The organism is Devosia enhydra, from assembly GCF_900119845.1.
Classification (GTDB): domain Bacteria; phylum Pseudomonadota; class Alphaproteobacteria; order Rhizobiales; family Devosiaceae; genus FPKU01.
The window spans coordinates 53,916-70,144 of the sequence record NZ_FPKU01000004.1; the positions used below are offsets into that span (position 1 = coordinate 53,916).

General features: G+C 65.5%; 19 protein-coding genes. 10 read left to right on the forward strand and 9 right to left on the reverse strand.

The genetic code is table 11. From position 1 onward, the window contains the following. The first annotated feature begins 73 nt into the window (after window positions 1-73). Window positions 74-496: a nucleoside diphosphate kinase regulator gene (gene rnk / locus BT183_RS18770; RefSeq protein ID WP_072346485.1), complete on the forward strand. Its 423-nt coding sequence runs from the start codon at window positions 74-76 to the stop codon at window positions 494-496. A 178-nt stretch (window positions 497-674) separates the two neighbouring features. Here rnk and BT183_RS18775 read toward each other — a convergent pair whose 3' ends face one another. Then, entirely contained in the window at window positions 675-1,592 is a 918-nt protein-coding gene (locus BT183_RS18775; RefSeq protein WP_072346487.1) for an SMP-30/gluconolactonase/LRE family protein, read from the reverse strand. 177 nt (window positions 1,593-1,769) lie between these two features. Between BT183_RS18775 and BT183_RS18780 the strand changes: the two genes are divergently transcribed. Beyond that, window positions 1,770-2,945 (forward strand): alpha-hydroxy acid oxidase, encoded by a 1,176-nt coding sequence (locus BT183_RS18780; RefSeq protein WP_072346489.1) that lies wholly within the window; start codon window positions 1,770-1,772, stop codon window positions 2,943-2,945. Window positions 2,946-3,094: 149 nt separating this feature from the next. After that, the gene (locus BT183_RS18785) at window positions 3,095-4,195 is read left to right on the forward strand and encodes a TRAP transporter substrate-binding protein (protein ID WP_072346491.1); all 1,101 of its coding nucleotides are present in this window, start codon (window positions 3,095-3,097) and stop codon (window positions 4,193-4,195) included. Window positions 4,196-4,245: 50 nt separating this feature from the next. On the opposite strand, the gene BT183_RS21195 is transcribed toward BT183_RS18785, so the two are convergent. The 3 genes from BT183_RS21195 to BT183_RS18800 form a co-directional block, all read right to left on the reverse strand. Then, window positions 4,246-4,989: a TetR/AcrR family transcriptional regulator gene (locus BT183_RS21195; RefSeq protein WP_072346949.1), complete on the reverse strand. Its 744-nt coding sequence runs from the start codon at window positions 4,987-4,989 to the stop codon at window positions 4,246-4,248. A 271-nt stretch (window positions 4,990-5,260) separates the two neighbouring features. Beyond that, a complete protein-coding gene (locus BT183_RS18795; protein WP_072346493.1) occupies window positions 5,261-6,652 on the reverse strand; it encodes a TRAP transporter large permease in 1,392 nt (463 codons plus the stop codon). Beyond that, window positions 6,649-7,206, reverse strand: a complete 558-nt coding sequence (locus BT183_RS18800; RefSeq protein ID WP_072346951.1) for a TRAP transporter small permease subunit — start codon at window positions 7,204-7,206, stop codon at window positions 6,649-6,651. Before BT183_RS18800 ends, BT183_RS18795 begins: the two co-directional genes overlap by 4 nt. A 184-nt stretch (window positions 7,207-7,390) precedes the next feature. Between BT183_RS18800 and BT183_RS18805 the strand changes: the two genes are divergently transcribed. Beyond that, complete coding sequence (locus BT183_RS18805; protein ID WP_072346495.1) at window positions 7,391-8,356, forward strand: PfkB family carbohydrate kinase; 966 nt, start codon at window positions 7,391-7,393, stop codon at window positions 8,354-8,356. 60 nt (window positions 8,357-8,416) lie between these two features. On the opposite strand, the gene BT183_RS18810 is transcribed toward BT183_RS18805, so the two are convergent. From BT183_RS18810 to BT183_RS18820, 3 genes are read right to left on the reverse strand one after another with little or no spacing between them, the layout of a single operon-like run. Beyond that, window positions 8,417-8,713: a type II toxin-antitoxin system RelE/ParE family toxin gene (locus BT183_RS18810; protein ID WP_072346497.1), complete on the reverse strand. Its 297-nt coding sequence runs from the start codon at window positions 8,711-8,713 to the stop codon at window positions 8,417-8,419. After that, window positions 8,703-8,978, reverse strand: coding sequence for a type II toxin-antitoxin system ParD family antitoxin (locus BT183_RS18815; RefSeq protein ID WP_072346953.1), 276 nt, complete (start codon window positions 8,976-8,978; stop codon window positions 8,703-8,705). The genes BT183_RS18810 and BT183_RS18815 overlap by 11 nt, the downstream gene beginning before the upstream one ends. Before the next feature lie 53 nt (window positions 8,979-9,031). Next, on the reverse strand, window positions 9,032-10,618 hold the full coding sequence (locus BT183_RS18820; protein WP_072346499.1) for an L-aspartate oxidase: 1,587 nt from the start codon (window positions 10,616-10,618) through the stop codon (window positions 9,032-9,034). Between the two features lie 60 nt (window positions 10,619-10,678). On the opposite strand from BT183_RS18820, the gene BT183_RS18825 reads away from it, so the two are divergent. Further along, window positions 10,679-11,161: a hypothetical protein gene (locus tag BT183_RS18825; RefSeq protein ID WP_072346501.1), complete on the forward strand. Its 483-nt coding sequence runs from the start codon at window positions 10,679-10,681 to the stop codon at window positions 11,159-11,161. 7 nt (window positions 11,162-11,168) lie between these two features. Here the strand turns inward: BT183_RS18825 and nadA are convergent, their stop codons facing one another. Continuing rightward, on the reverse strand, window positions 11,169-12,248 hold the full coding sequence (nadA, locus tag BT183_RS18830; RefSeq protein ID WP_244545396.1) for a quinolinate synthase NadA: 1,080 nt from the start codon (window positions 12,246-12,248) through the stop codon (window positions 11,169-11,171). Between the two features lie 177 nt (window positions 12,249-12,425). Here nadA and eda point away from each other — a divergent pair, with 177 nt between their 5' ends. The 5 genes from eda to modB all read left to right on the forward strand — a co-directional run bounded on the left by eda (window position 12,426) and on the right by modB (window position 15,633). Beyond that, window positions 12,426-13,061, forward strand: a complete 636-nt coding sequence (gene eda, locus BT183_RS18835; protein WP_072346503.1) for a bifunctional 4-hydroxy-2-oxoglutarate aldolase/2-dehydro-3-deoxy-phosphogluconate aldolase — start codon at window positions 12,426-12,428, stop codon at window positions 13,059-13,061. 22 nt (window positions 13,062-13,083) lie between these two features. After that, on the forward strand, window positions 13,084-13,719 hold the full coding sequence (locus BT183_RS20595) for a hypothetical protein (protein ID WP_143145901.1): 636 nt from the start codon (window positions 13,084-13,086) through the stop codon (window positions 13,717-13,719). 46 nt (window positions 13,720-13,765) lie between these two features. After that, window positions 13,766-14,140, forward strand: coding sequence for a winged helix-turn-helix domain-containing protein (locus tag BT183_RS18840; protein WP_072346505.1), 375 nt, complete (start codon window positions 13,766-13,768; stop codon window positions 14,138-14,140). Window positions 14,141-14,208: 68 nt separating this feature from the next. Beyond that, window positions 14,209-14,943 (forward strand): molybdate ABC transporter substrate-binding protein, encoded by a 735-nt coding sequence (modA, locus tag BT183_RS18845; RefSeq protein ID WP_072346506.1) that lies wholly within the window; start codon window positions 14,209-14,211, stop codon window positions 14,941-14,943. Window positions 14,944-14,952: 9 nt separating this feature from the next. After that, a complete protein-coding gene (gene modB, locus BT183_RS18850; protein ID WP_072346508.1) occupies window positions 14,953-15,633 on the forward strand; it encodes a molybdate ABC transporter permease subunit in 681 nt (226 codons plus the stop codon). Between the two features lie 22 nt (window positions 15,634-15,655). On the opposite strand, the gene BT183_RS18855 is transcribed toward modB, so the two are convergent. Beyond that, window positions 15,656-16,087 carry a MarR family winged helix-turn-helix transcriptional regulator gene (locus tag BT183_RS18855; RefSeq protein ID WP_072346510.1) on the reverse strand — a complete coding sequence of 144 codons (432 nt, stop codon included), beginning with the start codon at window positions 16,085-16,087 and terminating at the stop codon, window positions 15,656-15,658. Between the last annotated feature and the right edge of the window lie 142 nt (window positions 16,088-16,229).

The window sequence follows — 16,229 nt, forward strand, 5'->3', positions numbered from 1 at the left end:
GGGGGGTCGCTCGCGCATATCCCAAGCATTCACCGCCTGGCCGCTTTGGCGGGCGAAGACGAAAGACATCATCATGACTGAACCATCCCTTTCCGCCCGCAGCGACAGCCGGCCCCGACGCCCGGCCCTCGTGATTGGCAATGAAGACCATGAAAAGCTCTTGGCCCTCGGGCTTGCTGGAGCCGGCAGCGAGGCGGGCGACGACCTGCTCGACGAGGTCGAACGCGCCCGTGTCGTGCCGCAGGCCAAGCTGCCCGCCGACGCGGTGCGCATGGGCGCCCGCGTCACCTACAGGGCCGGTGCGACCACCCGCACGGTGACGCTGGTTTATCCGGCCGACGCCGATATCAGCGCCGGGCGCGTCTCGGTGCTGACCCCCATCGGCACGGCCCTGATCGGCCTGCGCGCCGGCCAGAAGATCGGCTGGGAAGACCGCAACGGCCACCCCCAAATGCTCGAGATCGTGTCCGTCGAGGCCCCGGTGGGCGCCAACTAAGGGGCGCCCGGACCTCGCCCTTCGAGACGCGCCTTGTGGCGCTCCTCAGGGTGAGGTCCTCTCCGGCCCTCAGGGTGAGAAAGGCTGCCTATCCATTCGACCTCAGGTGCGGTCCTCCGATCCCTCCGTCCTCATGCTGAGGCGGCTCGCAGAGCCGTCTCGAAGCGCGAGGGCCCGCTCATGGCCGTTGGCAGCCGCTCACCCCCACAAACACGGAGTAAACCTCGTGAGTAGCGGTGAAGAACAGCTGGTTGCGGCGGGGACCGCCGAAGCAGAGGTTGGAGACCATCTGCGGCGCCTTGATGCGCCCCAGAAGCGCGCCGCCCGGCTCGTAACAATTGATGCCGGCCCCGGCGCTGGCCCAGACATGTCCCTCGACATCGACGCGGAAGCCATCGAAGAGATCCTTTTCGAGCGACGCGAAAACGGCGCCGCCTGAAAGGCGGTTGTCCTCCGAGACCGCGAAGGCGCGGATATGGCCGGGGCCATCGGGATCATGGCTGCGGCCCGAATCGGCGATGTAGAGCGTTGATTCATCGGGCGAGAAGGCCAGCCCGTTGGGCTTGACGAAATCGTCGGCCACCACCGAAAGCGACCCCGTGGACGGATCGAAGCGGAAGACGAAGCAGCCGGACTGCTCGGGATCGGCCTTGTAGCCCTCATAATCGGACAGGATGCCGTAGGTCGGGTCGGTGAACCAGATGGTGCCGTCGGACCTGACCACGACATCATTGGGCGAATTGAGCCGCTTGCCCTGGTAGCGATCGGCCAGCACCGTGATCGTGCCGTCCCATTCGGTGCGGATCAGCGCGCGGGCGCCATGCGAGCACGAGACCAGCCGCCCCTCGCGGTCGCGCGTGTTGCCGTTGATGTAATTGGCATCGGCCCGGAACACCGAAACCCCGTGATCGGGCAGGTAACGCAGGAGCCGGTTGTTGGGAATGTCGCTCCAGACCAGATAGCCGCCATCGGCGAACCAGACCGGTCCTTCGGCCCAGCGGCAGCCGGTGTGGATACGCTCGAGATCGGCGATCGGCACTGTCAGGCTGTAGAATTTCCTGTCGAAATACGCGTAGGCATCCCCGACCAGCGCCATGAGCGGCCCCCTTCCTGCCGTTGGGTTCACAAGCGATGAAAGCCTGTTTCGCTTGAGGCGGCAAGGGCGGGTGGCGCGCAGCGCGTCCTGCCCGTGACGGCTGATTGACGACTGGCATCTCATATATTAGTGCTGACGCCGGCTCAAATCGGGGCGCGGCAGACGCCGCGGCGGACCATGGCATCGGCTCTCGAGCGCGCGCTCACCATCGACGAACTCAAGACGCTCGCGAAAAAGCGCGTGCCGCGGCAGTTCTTCGACTACGCCGATTCCGGCGCCTGGACCGAGAGCACCTATCGGGCCAATGAGGATGATTTCCGCAAGATCAAGTTCCGCCAGCGCGTGGCCGTGAACATGGAAGGGCGCACCCTGCGCACCACCATGCTGGGCCATGACGTGGCGATGCCGGTGGCCATCGCGCCCACCGGATTGACCGGCATGCAGATCGCCGACGGCGAGATCAAGGCGGCGCGCGCCGCCGAAAAGATGGGCGTGCCGTTCACGCTCTCGACCATGAGCATCTGCTCGATCGAGGATATCGCTGAGCACACGAGCACGCCGTTCTGGTTCCAGCTCTATGTGATGCGCGACAAGAGCTTCATCGAGCGGCTGATCGACCGGGCCAAGGCGGCCAGATGCTCGGCGCTGGTCCTCACCATGGATCTCCAGATCCTGGGGCAGCGCCACAAGGACATCCGCAACGGGCTCTCGACCCCGCCCAAGATCACGCCGCGCTTCGTGTTCGAGATGATGCGCAAGCCGGGCTGGGCCTTCGGCATGCTGGGCACGCAGCGGCGCACCTTCCGCAACATCCATGGCCATGTCGATGCCTCGACCGACCTGACCTCGCTGTCGAAATGGACGGCCGAGCAGTTCGATCCGACGCTGTCGTGGAAGGATATCGGCTGGGTCAAGGATCGCTTCGGGGGCCCGGTGATCGTCAAGGGCATTCTCGATCCCGAGGATGCGCGGGCCGCCATCCGTGCGGGCGCCGATGCCATCATCGTCTCCAATCATGGCGGCCGCCAGCTCGATGGGGCGCCGTCCTCGATCCAGGTTCTGCCCGAAATCGTCGATGCGGTGCACAATGATGTCGAGGTCTATCTCGATGGCGGCATCCGCTCGGGGCAGGATGTGCTGAAGGCGGTGGCGCTGGGCGCCCGCGGCACCTTCATCGGCCGGGCCTTCCTCTACGGGCTGGGCGCGGGCGGGGAAGCCGGCGTGACCCGGGCGCTCAGGATCATCGAGCGCGAGGCGGATATCACCATGGCGCTGATGGGCGAGCGCGACATCCACAATGTGGGCGCGCACAACATCTATTCGAACGATCTGCTGCGCCGGCAGGGGCAATAGTCGGGCAGCCGACGGTCCAGCACTGGACAGTTGCCGCGCCCCCTGCTTTTGTTGTCCTCGCAAGCGCGGCACCGGTTTACCGGGAAGACCTCATGAAGAGCCGGCCGCGCATAAGCTCCGCATCAAGCGGACACTCCTGGAGGACGCAAGTGAAGAGACGCGAATTTTTCAAGTCTGCCGGTGCGCTGACTGCCGGCGCCGCCGCTGCGACGGCGCTCGCTACCCCCGCCATTTCGCAGGGCAACACCACCTGGCGCATGGTCACCACCTGGCCCAAGAACTTCCCGGGCCTCGGTGTCGGCGCGCAGCGCCTTGCAGACCGGATCACGGCCGCTTCGGGCGGTCGCCTCACCATCCAGGTCTTTGCAGCCGGCGAGATGGTGCCGGGCCTGCAGTCGCTCGATGCCGTGATCGACGGCTCGGCCGAAATGAGCCATGGCGCCGCCTATTACTGGCAGAACAAGAGCCAGGGGCTGAGTTTTTTCACCGGCGTGCCCTTCGGCATGACCAGCCGCGAACTCACCGGCTGGGTGCGCTACATGGGTGGCCAGGAGATCTGGGACGAGATCTACGACCAGTTCGGGCTCCAAGGCTTTCTTTCAGGCGATACGGGCACGCAGGCCGGCGGCTGGTTCCGCAACGAACTCACCGGGCTGTCGAGCGTGCAGGGCCTGCGCTTCCGCACTCCGGGCCTTGGCGGGCAGGTGTGGTCGCGGCTGGGTGCCTCTGTGACCAATCTCGCGGCGGGCGAAATCTTTGCCGCCCTGCAGTCGGGCACGCTGGATGCGGCTGAATTCGTCGGTCCCTACAACGATCTGGCGCTCGGCTTCTACCAGATCGCCAAGAACTATTATTTCCCCAGCTTCATCGAGCCGGGCCTCGCCACCGAACTCGTGGTCGACAAGGCCAAGTACCAGGCGCTGCCGGCCGATCTCCAGGCCATCGTCAAGGATGTCTGCCAGGCTGAATATGACGCCGTGGCCGCCGATTTCGCCGCCAACGACCCGCGTGCGCTCCAGGCGCTCATCAACGAGCATGGCGTGCAGGTGCGGCAGTTCCCGGACGAGATCCTCGAAGCCGGCGCCAAGGCGGCCAAGGACGTCCTGACGGAAATCCGCGAGAGCGGCGACGCTCTGACCAAGAAGACGGCGGAATCCTTCGTCTCGGCCTTCAACATCGTGCGCCAGAAGACCGACGGCACCGATTCGCTGTTCCTCCAGGCGCGCGAGCGCTTCTTCACGCTGGACTGAGATCCGGCGAACAGATCCGGCCCGGGGCAACCGGGCCGGAACCCTTGGGCTCAGCTGCGCATCAGGGGCACGATGTTGTGGGCTTCGCCTTTATCCTCCAGTGCGGGGAGCAGGCGCGCCAGATCCTGCGCGAAACCCGGTACGGCAAAGCGGACCGAACCGTCGGGCAGGCCGAGCAGCCGGTCGGCCGCGATCCCCACCATGAGCAGCCGCCGGTCGAGCGCATCGGCAGCGGCATTGCGCTCTGCGAGCGTCTTGGCCACCACCAGCCGCGCCATGAGGTCATGGGTCGAGGCATTGAGCAGCACCAGCAACTCGGCCGCCGTTTCGGCATCGGGGGTGTCGAACACCTGATCGGCGACGCCTTCGGCGATGATCCGCCCCAGCACGGGGGCGATCTTTTTCATCACGGCCAGATGCAGGCGGTGATAGAGCAGCAGGTTGTCGGGACGGAAAATCCGGGCGAATGCCAGCACGACGCGCTGGCCATCGCCGCTTTTCCAGCTGCTGGCATGGGCAAAGTAGGCATCGAGCCGCTCGAAGGCGTTGAGGCCGCGATCGTTCAGTACCGCATCGATCTGGCTCAGCGAATCATCGACGATCCGGACCGCAATGGCCTCGAGCAGATCCTCCTTGGCGGCGAAGTGATGATAGAAGGCGCCCTTCGAGAGCCCCGTGGCGGCGATCACCTCGCTGATCGTGGTGGCTTCATAGCCCTTTTCGAGAAAGAGCCTTAGCGCGATCTCTACCAGTTCCTGTTGCCGCTCCGCAGACGTCTTGACCGTTCGTGTCACCCACACCCCCTGTGCCCCCGCCGACTGACCGGCGGTCGGTCGAGAATTAGGGCAGCGCACGTCCTCGCGCAAGCGCTGGGCCTTTGCGCATATCGGGCGCAGTGATTGGGGGTGGCACTCAGAGCGGCCAGAAGATCAGGATCGCCGGTATTGCCACCACCACAACAACGGCTTCAAGCGGCAGCCCGACGCGCCGGTAATTGCTGAACAGGTAGCCGCCCGGCACCGGTCAATCTTCGATAGGCTTGGGCCGTTCCGGCGCTGCCGGGCCTCAATTGTAGATGAGGCGCGGCAGCCAGGTGGCAATGGGGGGGAAGATAAAGAGCAGGGCCACTGCGACCAGTTGCAGGCCCACGAAGGGGATGACACCGCGATAGATCATGCCCGTCGTCACCCGTGGCGGCGCAACCCCGCGCAGGTAGAACAGCGCAAAGCCGAAAGGCGGGGTCAGGAAGCTGGTCTGCAGGTTCACCCCGACGATGACGCCGAGCCAGATCGGGTCGACACCCAGCGTCAAGAGCACCGGAGCCGTGATCGGGATCACGATGAAGATGATCTCGAAGGTGTCGAGGATGAAGCCCAGCACGAACATGATGGCCATGACCACGATGGTGGCGCCGATGGCGCCGCCTGGCATGGAACTGAGGAACTCGTGCACGAGGTTTTCCCCGCCCATCAGGCGGAAGACGATGGAGAAGACGGCCGCGCCGAACAGGATGATGAACACCATCGAGGTGATCGTCGCCGTCGATATGGAGGCATCGCGCAAAAGCGTAAAGCTGAACCGGCCACGCGCCGTCGCGAGGATCATCGCGCCCACGGCGCCCACCGAGGCGGCCTCGGTGGGTGTGGCGATGCCGCCGAGGATCGAGCCGAGCACGGCCAGGATCAGCAGCAGCGGCGGCGCCAGCGCCACCGCAACCTCGCGCAACAGGCCCTTGCGCTCGGCCTCGGGCACCGGGGTCGCCGGGCAGGAGGCGGGGTCGGTCACTGCCTTGAAGATCATCCAGCAGATGTAGAGCGAGACGAGAAGCAGACCCGGCAGCATGGCCCCCGAGAACAGCGCGCCGACAGAAACGGGTTCGGGCGCGAAATTGCCCTTGGCCATCTGCACCTGCGCGTTGATCGACGAGAGCATGTCGCCCATGAAGATCAGCACGGTGGAGGGCGGGATGATCTGCCCCAGCGTGCCCGAGGCGCAGATGACGCCGGTAGCGAGCTTGGGATCGTAGCCGGCACGCAGCATGGCGGGCAGCGAGATCAGCCCCATGGTCACGACGGTGGCGCCGACGACGCCCGTCGAGGCGGCCAAGAGCGCTCCCACGAGGATGACCGAGATGCCCAGCCCGCCGCGCAGATTGCCGAAGAGCTTGCCCATGGTGGTGAGCAATTGCTCGGCGATGCCGGAGCGTTCGAGCATCACGCCCATGAAGATGAAGAGCGGCACCGCCACCAGCACTTCATTGGTCATGAAGCCGATATAGCGCGAGGCGAGCGCCCCGAAATTTGAGGGATCGAAGAGCCCCAGCGTGTGCCCGACCGCCCCGAAGATCAGCGCCGTGCCGGCCAGCGAAAAGGCGACAGGAAAGCCCAGCAGCAGCACGCCGATGACGCCCAGGAACATCGTGCCGGCGAGGATTTCGCCCAGGAGAACGGCGCTCATTTCGCGGTCTCCTCGGTACGGTAGCGCAGCGTTTCGGGCAGCAGATGCTCCTTGCCGGCCAGCACCAGGATCGAGCGAGCCGCCATGGCGAGTCCCTGCATCCCCACCACCACCGCAAAGACCAGGATGAAGGTCTTGAGCACGAAAAGTCCCGGCATGCCGCCGATATTGGAAGACCCCTCGCTGAGGCGCCAGGAACGCGACACCGGCGTCCAGCCATAAGAGGCGACGACATAAACGAAGGGGAGGAGGAACACGAGAACGCCGAAGAGGTCGATCAGCGCCTTCCGCCGCACCGGAGCCGGCCGGTAGAAGATGTCGACCCGCACATGGTCATCCCGCAGCAGCGCAAAGCCAGCCACCCCGGTGAACATTGCGCCGGCGAGCCAGACATAGAGATCCTGTATCCAGAGATAGGAGACGCGGAAGGCGTAGCGCTGCACCACGACCGCGAAGCAGACCAGCACACAGGCCAGAGCCAGCCAGGCCAGGGTCAACCCGATCACCCTGTTGGCCGCGCCGACCGTCCTCACGAAGACAGCTAAAGCGTTCAAGACTTCCCCCGACATACAGAAGGCCGCCCGTTTGGCCCGGACGTACCGATTTTGCGCTAAGCGACCATGCTGCGGGCTTGCGGTCAACGAATTTCTCCCGCTCGCCCCCCGGAACGGGCCGCTTGCTGGCCGGGCCGCCGCCGTTGTAACCATCGCGGAGCGGGTCAGCAGGAGGAGTGCGGTCATGTTCGTCGTCGCCGGGGAAAGCCTGATCGACCTCGTTTCGGACCCCAGGGGCGGGGACGGTCTTGTCAGGATGACCGCCTATCAGGGTGGGTCGGCCTATAATTGCGCCCGCGCGCTGGGGCTGCTCGAGCGCGAGACGGGTTTTCTCTGCCCGATCAGCGACGATGATTTCGGCGGCTATCTGCTCGAGCCGCTCGCGGCGGCCAAGGTCGCGGCGCTGATGCCCGAGCGCGTAGATGCCGCCTCGACGCTTGCGGTGGTGACGCTCAACGCAAAGGGGCAGGCCAGCTACCGCTTCCACCGCGGCGCCGATCGGGCCTTTACGCGCGAAAGCCTGCTCGCGGCGCTGCCCGAGCGTCCGACTGTGTTCGAGGTCGGTGGCTTCTGCACCATCGCGCCGGCCGATACCCCGGTATGGCTCGCTGTGATCGACGAGGCTGCCGCGCGCGGCGCCATCATTTCCATCGACCCCAATGTGCGCCCCTCGCTCGTCGATGATTTTGCTGATTACCGGGCGCGGCTCGACCGGTTCTTTGCGCGCGCGCACATCATCAAGATGAGCATCGAGGATCTCGAGCGGCTCGATGCGTCGATGAGCGTTGAGGCGCATGCCGCGGCCTTCCTCGCGCAGGAAAACTGCCGGCTCTTCGTGCTGACCCTCGGGGAAGGGGGCTCGCGCGCCTTTTCCCGCAGCGGCTCGGCGGAGATGGGCGTCTATGCCCCGCCGGTCTTCGGGGACACCGTGGGCGCCGGCGACAGCCTGATGGCGGGCATCCTCACCTTCCTGCATCGCAACGGGCACCTGGTGCCCGACCGGCTCGCGGGGCTGGATACCGAAACGCTCCACGCCATGCTCGCCTTCGGCGCCGTCGTGGCCGGGCTCAATTGCGGCCACAAGGGCTGCCAGCCACCCACGCTCGCGGAAGCCGAGGCGGCACTCGCCGCATGGCGCCGGGCGGGGTGAAGAGGGGCAAGATCGGCGCGATCCCGGACATCGGCGAAGAGCCGAAGAGGTCGGTTCTGGCTAGTCCAGAAGCTCAGGCTTCACGTCGCGCGCCGCGTGGAGAATGCGGATGACCTCGATATGGTCAGGCAAGATGCGGTAATAGAGAACGAAGGTCTCGACCGGAAAGGCGCGAAGCCCGGTCCCCAGGCCGGGGCGAGCGGCCCCGGACTGCGGTTGCTCGGCCAGCATGGATGCCACTTCGTCGAAACGATGCAGCATGCGATCGGCAGCAGCCAGGCTGTCCTCGGCGATATGAAGCCAGATATCGAGCCGGTCCGTGCGCGCGAGGGGACGGTGCCGGATATCAAGCGGCATCGTGCTTGGCTCGCTCGGCGAGGATGCGTCGGCCTTCTTCGATCAACTGATCGGCGCTTTCCCAAGGCACAGCGTCGCCGCTCGCCTCCCCCTCCGCGATCGCCTTTTTCAGCGCTTCGAGCTTCCAGGCGCGCAGCGCCTCGCGCTCTTCGAGCAGGCGCATGGAATCGCGCAGGACTTCGCTGACGCTGGCATAGCGGCCCGATGCGACGAGTTCGCGCGCCAGGGCTTCGTAATGCTCGCCGATGGTGTAGCTCGAGGGCATGGTCGTCTCCATTCGCCAGTATCATTTTATGATAGTGGCGAGCGCAGCTGGCTTCAAGCCGAGGCGCGGATGGCGTGGGCTTCCTCGAGCGTCATTTCGGTATGGTGCTCCCAGGACGGATCGGGCTCGGGGAAATCGATGCGGAAATGGCCGCCCCGGCTTTCCGTGCGCTTGAGGGCGGAGGCGGCGACCAGCGTCGCCGAGGTCGTCATGTTGAGATAGGCGCGGGTGACCTTTTCGGCGTTGGCCTCGAGATCGGCGATGCGCCTCAGCGCGTCGCGCAAGCCTTCGGCATCGCGCTCGACCCCGACGAGACCCGACATCACCGCGCGCAGATCACGCACCGCCGGCAGGTTGCGCAGCACGAGCTCGGCGGCTTCGCCATCGGCGTCGTTCCAGGCGATGCCGTCGAAGGGCGCCAGCGTGCGTACCGGCTCGAGCCCGCCAATGTCGGCGGCGATGCGCGCGCCATAGACGATGGCTTCGAGCAGCGAGTTCGAGGCCAGCCGGTTGGCCCCGTGCAGCCCGGTGCAGCTGGCTTCCCCGCACACCCAGAGGCCGGGCAGGGAGGCGCGGCCGCGCTCGTCGACCTTGACGCCGCCCATGTGGAAATGCGCTGCCGGCGTCACCGGGATCATGCCATTGACCGGATCGATGCCGGCATCGAGGCAATACTTCGCCACCGTGGGGAAGCGGGTCAGAATGCTCTCGCCCAGTGCCGCGCGGGTATCGAGAAACACCTGCCGCCCGGCCTTGATCTCGCGGAAATTGGCGCGCGCCACGACATCGCGCGGCGCCAGCTCGGCATCGGGATGGAGGGCGGGCATGAAGCGCTCGCCGAGGTCGTTGACGAGGATCGCGCCTTCTCCGCGCAGCGCTTCGGTGGCGAGCGGCGCCGGATCGGCCCCGGTCAGGATCGCGGTGGGGTGGAACTGCACGAATTCGGCATCGGCGATGATCGCGCCGGCGCGAGCCGCCATGCCCATGGCGTGGCCGCGCACGCCGGGCGGATTGGTGGTGACCGCATAGAGCCCGCCCAGCCCGCCGGCCGCCAGCACCGTGGCGCGGGCGCGGATGAATACCGGCTCGGTATAGCGATCGCCGAGCTTGCGGCAGAACACCCCGACGATGCGGCCATCGGCGCGGGCGAGGTCGACGGCGGTGATCCCCTCGACGACGCGGATCGAGGGCGTGCGCCGCACCTCGGCCACGATGGCCTGCATGATCGCCCAGCCGGCCCGGTCGCCCTCGACCTTGACGATGCGATTGGCCGAATGGGCGGCTTCGCGGCCCAGTTCGAAATTGCCGAAATCGTCGCGGTCGAAGGGCGTGCCCCAGCGCGCGAGGTCCTCGATGCGCGCCGCCGCCTCGGCGGTCACCGATTCGGCGATGCCGTGATCGACAATGCCGGCCCCCGCCATCTCGGTGTCGAGCGCATGGGCGAGGGGGGTGTCGCCCGCCCCGATCGCCGCCGCCACCCCGCCCTGTGCCCAGGCCGAAGAGGCCCCGGTGCCCAGGGGGCGCGGCGAAAGCACGGTCACCGGCCGCGGCGCCAGCTTCAGGGCGCAGAAGAGCCCTGCAAGGCCGGCCCCCACGATCAGCGCGCCATCCGCATTGAGGGTGTTGTCGAATGTGGGCATGGGCCAGCCGTGTTTTGACGTAGGTTTGACTTACGTAGTGATCCCGATAGTGTCCGGTGCATGGCACAAAGCGATGATCCCGGCCATCCCGACTATTGGCTGCGCTTTCTGTCCGAAGCCCAGCCTCTGTTCGAATCTGCGCCGGCAGCGCCGCCCTCGATCGAGACGCTGCGCAGCCTTTATACCCATGTGCTGCGCGCCTATCACCATACCTGCGCATTGACCGGTCGGGCTTATGAGCCGGCCACCGACTTCCTGCACGACCATCTCGAAATCGTCGCCATAAAGCCGCTCGGTACGGGCGGGTTGCTGCACGCCGATAATTTTCTCGCCCTCGAGCGGGTGGCAGCAGCGGCCTTTCGCGACGGGCATCTGACGATCGGCCCGGGCCTCCAGATCATCGCCGATCTCGCAACGCTCGACCCCGAACTGCTCGAACGGCTGGCGCCCGGCGGCAGGCTGATGCTTCCCGCCGCAGGCACCGCCCGCCCCGATCCTGCCGCGCTCGCCTTTCATCGCGAGCATATCTTCATGCGGCGATAGCGAGGGCTCAGTCGCCCTTGCGGCTCAATGCAATCATGCGTTCCACCGCGAGGCGGGCGGGGCCGGCGATCTCGGCTGGCACGGTCACCTCCTCGCTCATGGTGTGGAGCGACCACAGCACGTTCTCGAGATTGATGCGCTTCATGTGCGGGCAAATATTGCAGCCGCGCAGAAAATCCACCCCGGTGGTTTCCGAGGCGACATTGTCCGACATCGAGCATTCGGTGACCATCACCACGCGGGGCGGGCGCTCGCGCTTGACATAGTCGATCATCGCCGCCGTCGAGCCGGAAAAATCCACTGCATCGATCACCTCGGGCGGGCATTCGGGGTGGGCGATGATCTTCGCCGCCGGATAGGCGTGGCGCAATTCGGCGATATCTGCGGCGGTGAAGGTTTCGTGCACCTCGCATGCGCCGGCCCAGGTGATGATCTTCTTGGCGGTCTTCTTGGCGGTGTTCTGGGCCAGATACTGGTCGGGGATCATGATCACCTGGTCGCCCTCGACCCGGTTGACGATGTCGAGCGCGTTAGAAGAGGTGCAGCACACATCGGTCACCGCCTTCACGGCCGCCGAGGTGTTGACATAGGTGACCACCGGGGCACCGGGATATTGCGCCTTCATCGCCAGCACGTCCTCGGGGGTGATCGAGGAGGCGAGCGAGCAGCCGGCGCGGCTGTCGGGGATCAGCACCGTTTTCTCGGGGTTGAGCAGCTTGCTGGTCTCGGCCATGAAATGCACGCCGCACTGCACGATCACCTGCTGGCGCACCTTGGTCGCCTCGATCGCAAGTTGCAGGCTGTCGCCCACCACATCGGCCACCCCATGATAGATCTGCGGGGTCTGGTAATTATGGGCGAGGATCACCGCGTCCTTGGCCTTCTTCAGCCGGTTGATCTGCACGATCAGCGGGGCATAGAAGGGCCATTCGATCTCGGGGATGCGGTCGCGCACCCGATCGAACACGGCTTCGGTCTCGCGCTTCACGGCCGGGGAGAAGGCCAGATCATAGCTGTCGGCGAGAATTGCGCGCGCCTCTTCCACGGGGGTGAGGGCGTTGATCAGCTGCACCATCGGACTTGCCATTTCCCGCGACGCCGGGACGCTCCGGCGGCTGGAACTTAAGGACCCGCCCCCGCCATTTCAATCCTTCCTGTCCCCCTTATGGGCTTGATCGGGCAGGGGCAAACTCCTAACCCTTCTGGGACGTGAAGGCGGGCCGTGCAATTGTCCCGCATCGGCATCCGACCCCGGGAGACCAGCATGGCGCAGGACAGCGCGACCCTTCGAGAGACCCTCACCCTCGCCCCGGTCATTCCGGTGATCATCCTCGATGATGTCGACAAGGCCCGGCCGCTGGCCGAAGCGCTGGTGGCGGGCGGGTTGCCGGTGCTCGAAGTCACGCTGCGCACGCCCAATGCGCTGCGGGTGATTGCCGAAATGGCAAAGGTCGCGGGCGCCGTGGTCGGCTCCGGCACGGTGCGCAGCCCCCTGCAGATGGAAAAATCGGTCGATGCCGGCTGCCGCTTCATGGTCTCGCCGGGGGCGCCGATGCGGCTGCTGGAAGCGGCCGACGACGTCGCCATTCCGCTCTTGCCCGGCATCGGCACGCCGACCGAGGCGATGACGGCGGCCGAGCACGGCTATTCCTTCCTCAAATTCTTCCCCGCCGAGGCGCTGGGCGGCGCCCCCGTGCTCAAGGCCTTCGCCTCGCCTCTGCCCGACATCACCTTCTGCCCCACCGGCGGCATCGATGCCGAAAAGGCCAAAACCTATCTCAAGCTGCCCAATGTCATTTGCGTGGGCGGCAGCTGGGTGATGCCCGCCGATGCCATCGAATCCGGCGACTGGGCCCGCATCGAACGCCTGGCCCGCGAGGCGGCGGCATTGAGGGGGTGAGGCGCGGCGCGGGGGGTGCGCCATGAAGACGAAGTTTGATGAGGTTTCGGAAAAGTATTATGTGGGCAAGCCGCACTTCAGGGCGAAGTGGGCAACCCCTATACTATTTTATCTTCCGGTCTTATTGGGTATTTTGACATTTGTCTGGCCAGAGCCGTTTTTCGATTTCGTCCTATGGTCTCGCCTCTATCATTTTTCGCCCGTAAAGTTCTTTGATAACGGCGCCAGGCTATTGGAAATATCGGTGATAGTTTTCGGGGAGGGTAGAGCAAAGTCATTTTTTGCAATGTATGTGTTTACAAGCTATCTGTTTATAGTAAACTTTTTGTCTGTATTATTTTTGGAAATTTCGAAAAGAGCGCATATTTTTCTTAAAAATAACATAGCATTGGCTTGTTTCGGAATCGCATTTTCGGGATTTGCGCTTCATGCTCTTTATTTTGGCGGTTACGAATCATATGTCAGGCCCATGCGTTCTTGGGCCAGAGACAGTTATTCCGAAGCTGCAACCTTATCTCATGTTGCTCTCGGAGCGCATGCGCTCTTGATTTTGACGGCGTGTGGGGTGCCGCTAATGCTCTTGGTCAGCTTCAAGATAATCCGGCAGTGGACCCTCGGTGTGGATCATGAAGGCCGCCCGCTCGGGCCTGACAAATGAGCCTCGGCATGGTTGTCTATGCCGGGACGACGGGCAAGGAGTGGCCATGACAACGCTTCCGCGACGCGCGGACCCGCCGGGCCTCTCGCTCCTGCGGGTCACCATCGCCGAGAATTTCCATCTCGGGCCCGGCCGGGCCGATCTGCTCGAGGCCATTGCGCGCACCGGGTCGATCTCGGCGGCGGGCAAGGCGATGGATATGAGCTACAAGAAGGCCTGGAGCCTCGTGCAGGCGCTCAATGAGGGGTTTGGGGCCCCGATGGTCGAAACCGAGCGCGGTGGCGCCGGGCAGGGCGGGGCGCAACTGACCGAGGCCGGCAAGAAGGTGCTGGCCCATTATCGCGCCATGCAGGACAAGACGCGCCGGGCCATCGCCGAGGACCTTGCGGCCATCCAGGCCGATATGTCCATAAAGAAATAACGCTTGATTTTCCGTCGCTGTTGCGGTTGCCTCGATATGGTCATACAAACATATCGAAGGAGGACCTCATGATCCGTGCTCTCGGGCTCGCGCTTTTATGCGGCATTGCCAGCGTCGCTTCGGCGCAGGCCGAAACCGTCAACGTGGCGGTGGCGGCCAATTTCACTGCCGTGGCGGAAGAGCTCGCGGCCCTGTTCAAGGCCGAGACGGGCCATGACGCGGTTCTGAGCTTCGGGGCCACCGGCCAGCTTTATACCCAGATCACCCAGGGCGCGCCGTTCGGGGTGTTCCTTTCGGCCGATGATGTGCGCCCGACCCAGGCGGTCACCGAGGGCCATGGGGTGGATGGCAGCGTCTTCACCTATGCCATCGGGCAGTTGGCGCTGTTTTCCACCAGCCTCGATCTTGCCGATGGCGAGGCGGTGCTGCGTGCCGGCGCCTATGAGAAGATCGCCATCGCCGATCCGGCAGCCGCCCCCTATGGCGCCGCCGCCATCGAGGCGCTGACGGCGCTCGACCTGCGCGCCGCCATCGAGCCCAAATTCGTCACCGGCGCCAACATCACCCAGACCCTGCAATTCGTCGATACCGGCAATGCCGAACTCGGCTTCGTCGCCGCCAGCCAGGTGGCCGGGCGCGACAGCGTCTGGATCGTGCCGGCCGACCTGCACGCGCCCATCCGGCAGGATGCCGTGCTGCTGAGATCGGCCGCCAACAACCCGGCCGCCGCCGCCTTCATCGATTTCCTCAAATCCGATGCCGCGCGCGAGCGCATCGCGGCGGCCGGCTACTCGGTGGAGTAAAGCCTGCCCGTGATCGACCCCAGCGCCATCTGGCCGCCCATTCTCCTCACATTGCAATTGGCCACGCTGGTCACCCTCATCCTGCTGGTGGTCTCGACCCCCATCGCGTGGTGGCTGGCGCGGTCCGATGCGAAATGGAAGGAGAGCGTCGCCGCCGTGGTGGCGCTGCCTTTGGTGCTGCCGCCAACGGTCTTGGGCTTTTACCTGCTGCTTGCGCTCGGCCCCAGCGGGCCGGGCGGGGCGCTGGCCGGGCTCTGGGGCGGGCGCACCATGGCCTTCACCTTCACCGGGCTCGTCATCGGTTCGGTGATCTTCTCGCTGCCCTTCGTGGTGCAGCCCCTGCGCATCGCCTTCGAGGCCATTGGCAGCGAGCCGGTCGAGGCAGCGCGCAGCCTTGGCGCCACCCCGCTCGAAGTCTTCCGCGCTGTCGAACTGCCGCTGGCGCGGCCCGGCTACATCACCGGGGCGGTGATGGGCTTTGCCCACACGGTGGGCGAATTCGGCGTGGTGCTGATGATCGGCGGCAACATCCCGGGCCAGACCAAGGTGCTGTCCATCGCCATCTATGACTATGTCGAGCGCCTGCAATGGATGGAGGCGCATATCCTGTCGTTGGGCATGGTGATCTTCGGATTCGTCGTGGTCTCGGCCACCATGCTGGTCGATCGCCGCACCGCCCGGGCGTTCTGAGGCAGGGGCTCGGGGCCTCCCGTCAGTCCCGCGTCAGGGTCAGCAGCTCCACGAAGCGCCCCAATGCCTTGCGCACCGCCTTGCGGCGGCGGGGCGAAAGCTCTTCGAGCAGCGCGCCTTCGAGTTCGTCCCAGGTGTCGCCCAGCACGTCGCGCATCTCGGCGCCTTGAGGCGTGAGCCCATAGGCCACCGCCTCGCCCTCGAGCGCGTGGCGCACAACGAGGCCCTTCTGTTCGAGCCTCGAAAGGCGGCCCGTCAGCGCCTCGCCATCGATGCCGGTCGCCTCGGCGAGGGTCGGCAGCGTCAGGGCGGTCCTGGCATCGAGCGTGAGCAGCAGCGCATCGTCGCCCGGTTCGAGCCCGCGCTCGACCAGCGGCACGAGCAGCGCGCGGCGGGTCAGCTGACCGGCCTCGATCAGCCTGTAGAGGGTCGAATGCGAGCGGGACCTGGGCATGATGGGGAAAATAGCGCCAACTCCTTACCGTTGCGACAACATTGCCCGAATCGGTGCGGCGGGTAACGATGATCGACCAAGATTGTTCACTGGCCCGCAATGGGCTAATGGGCAAGGGGCCCAAGCGGAGGAGGCGGCAGCG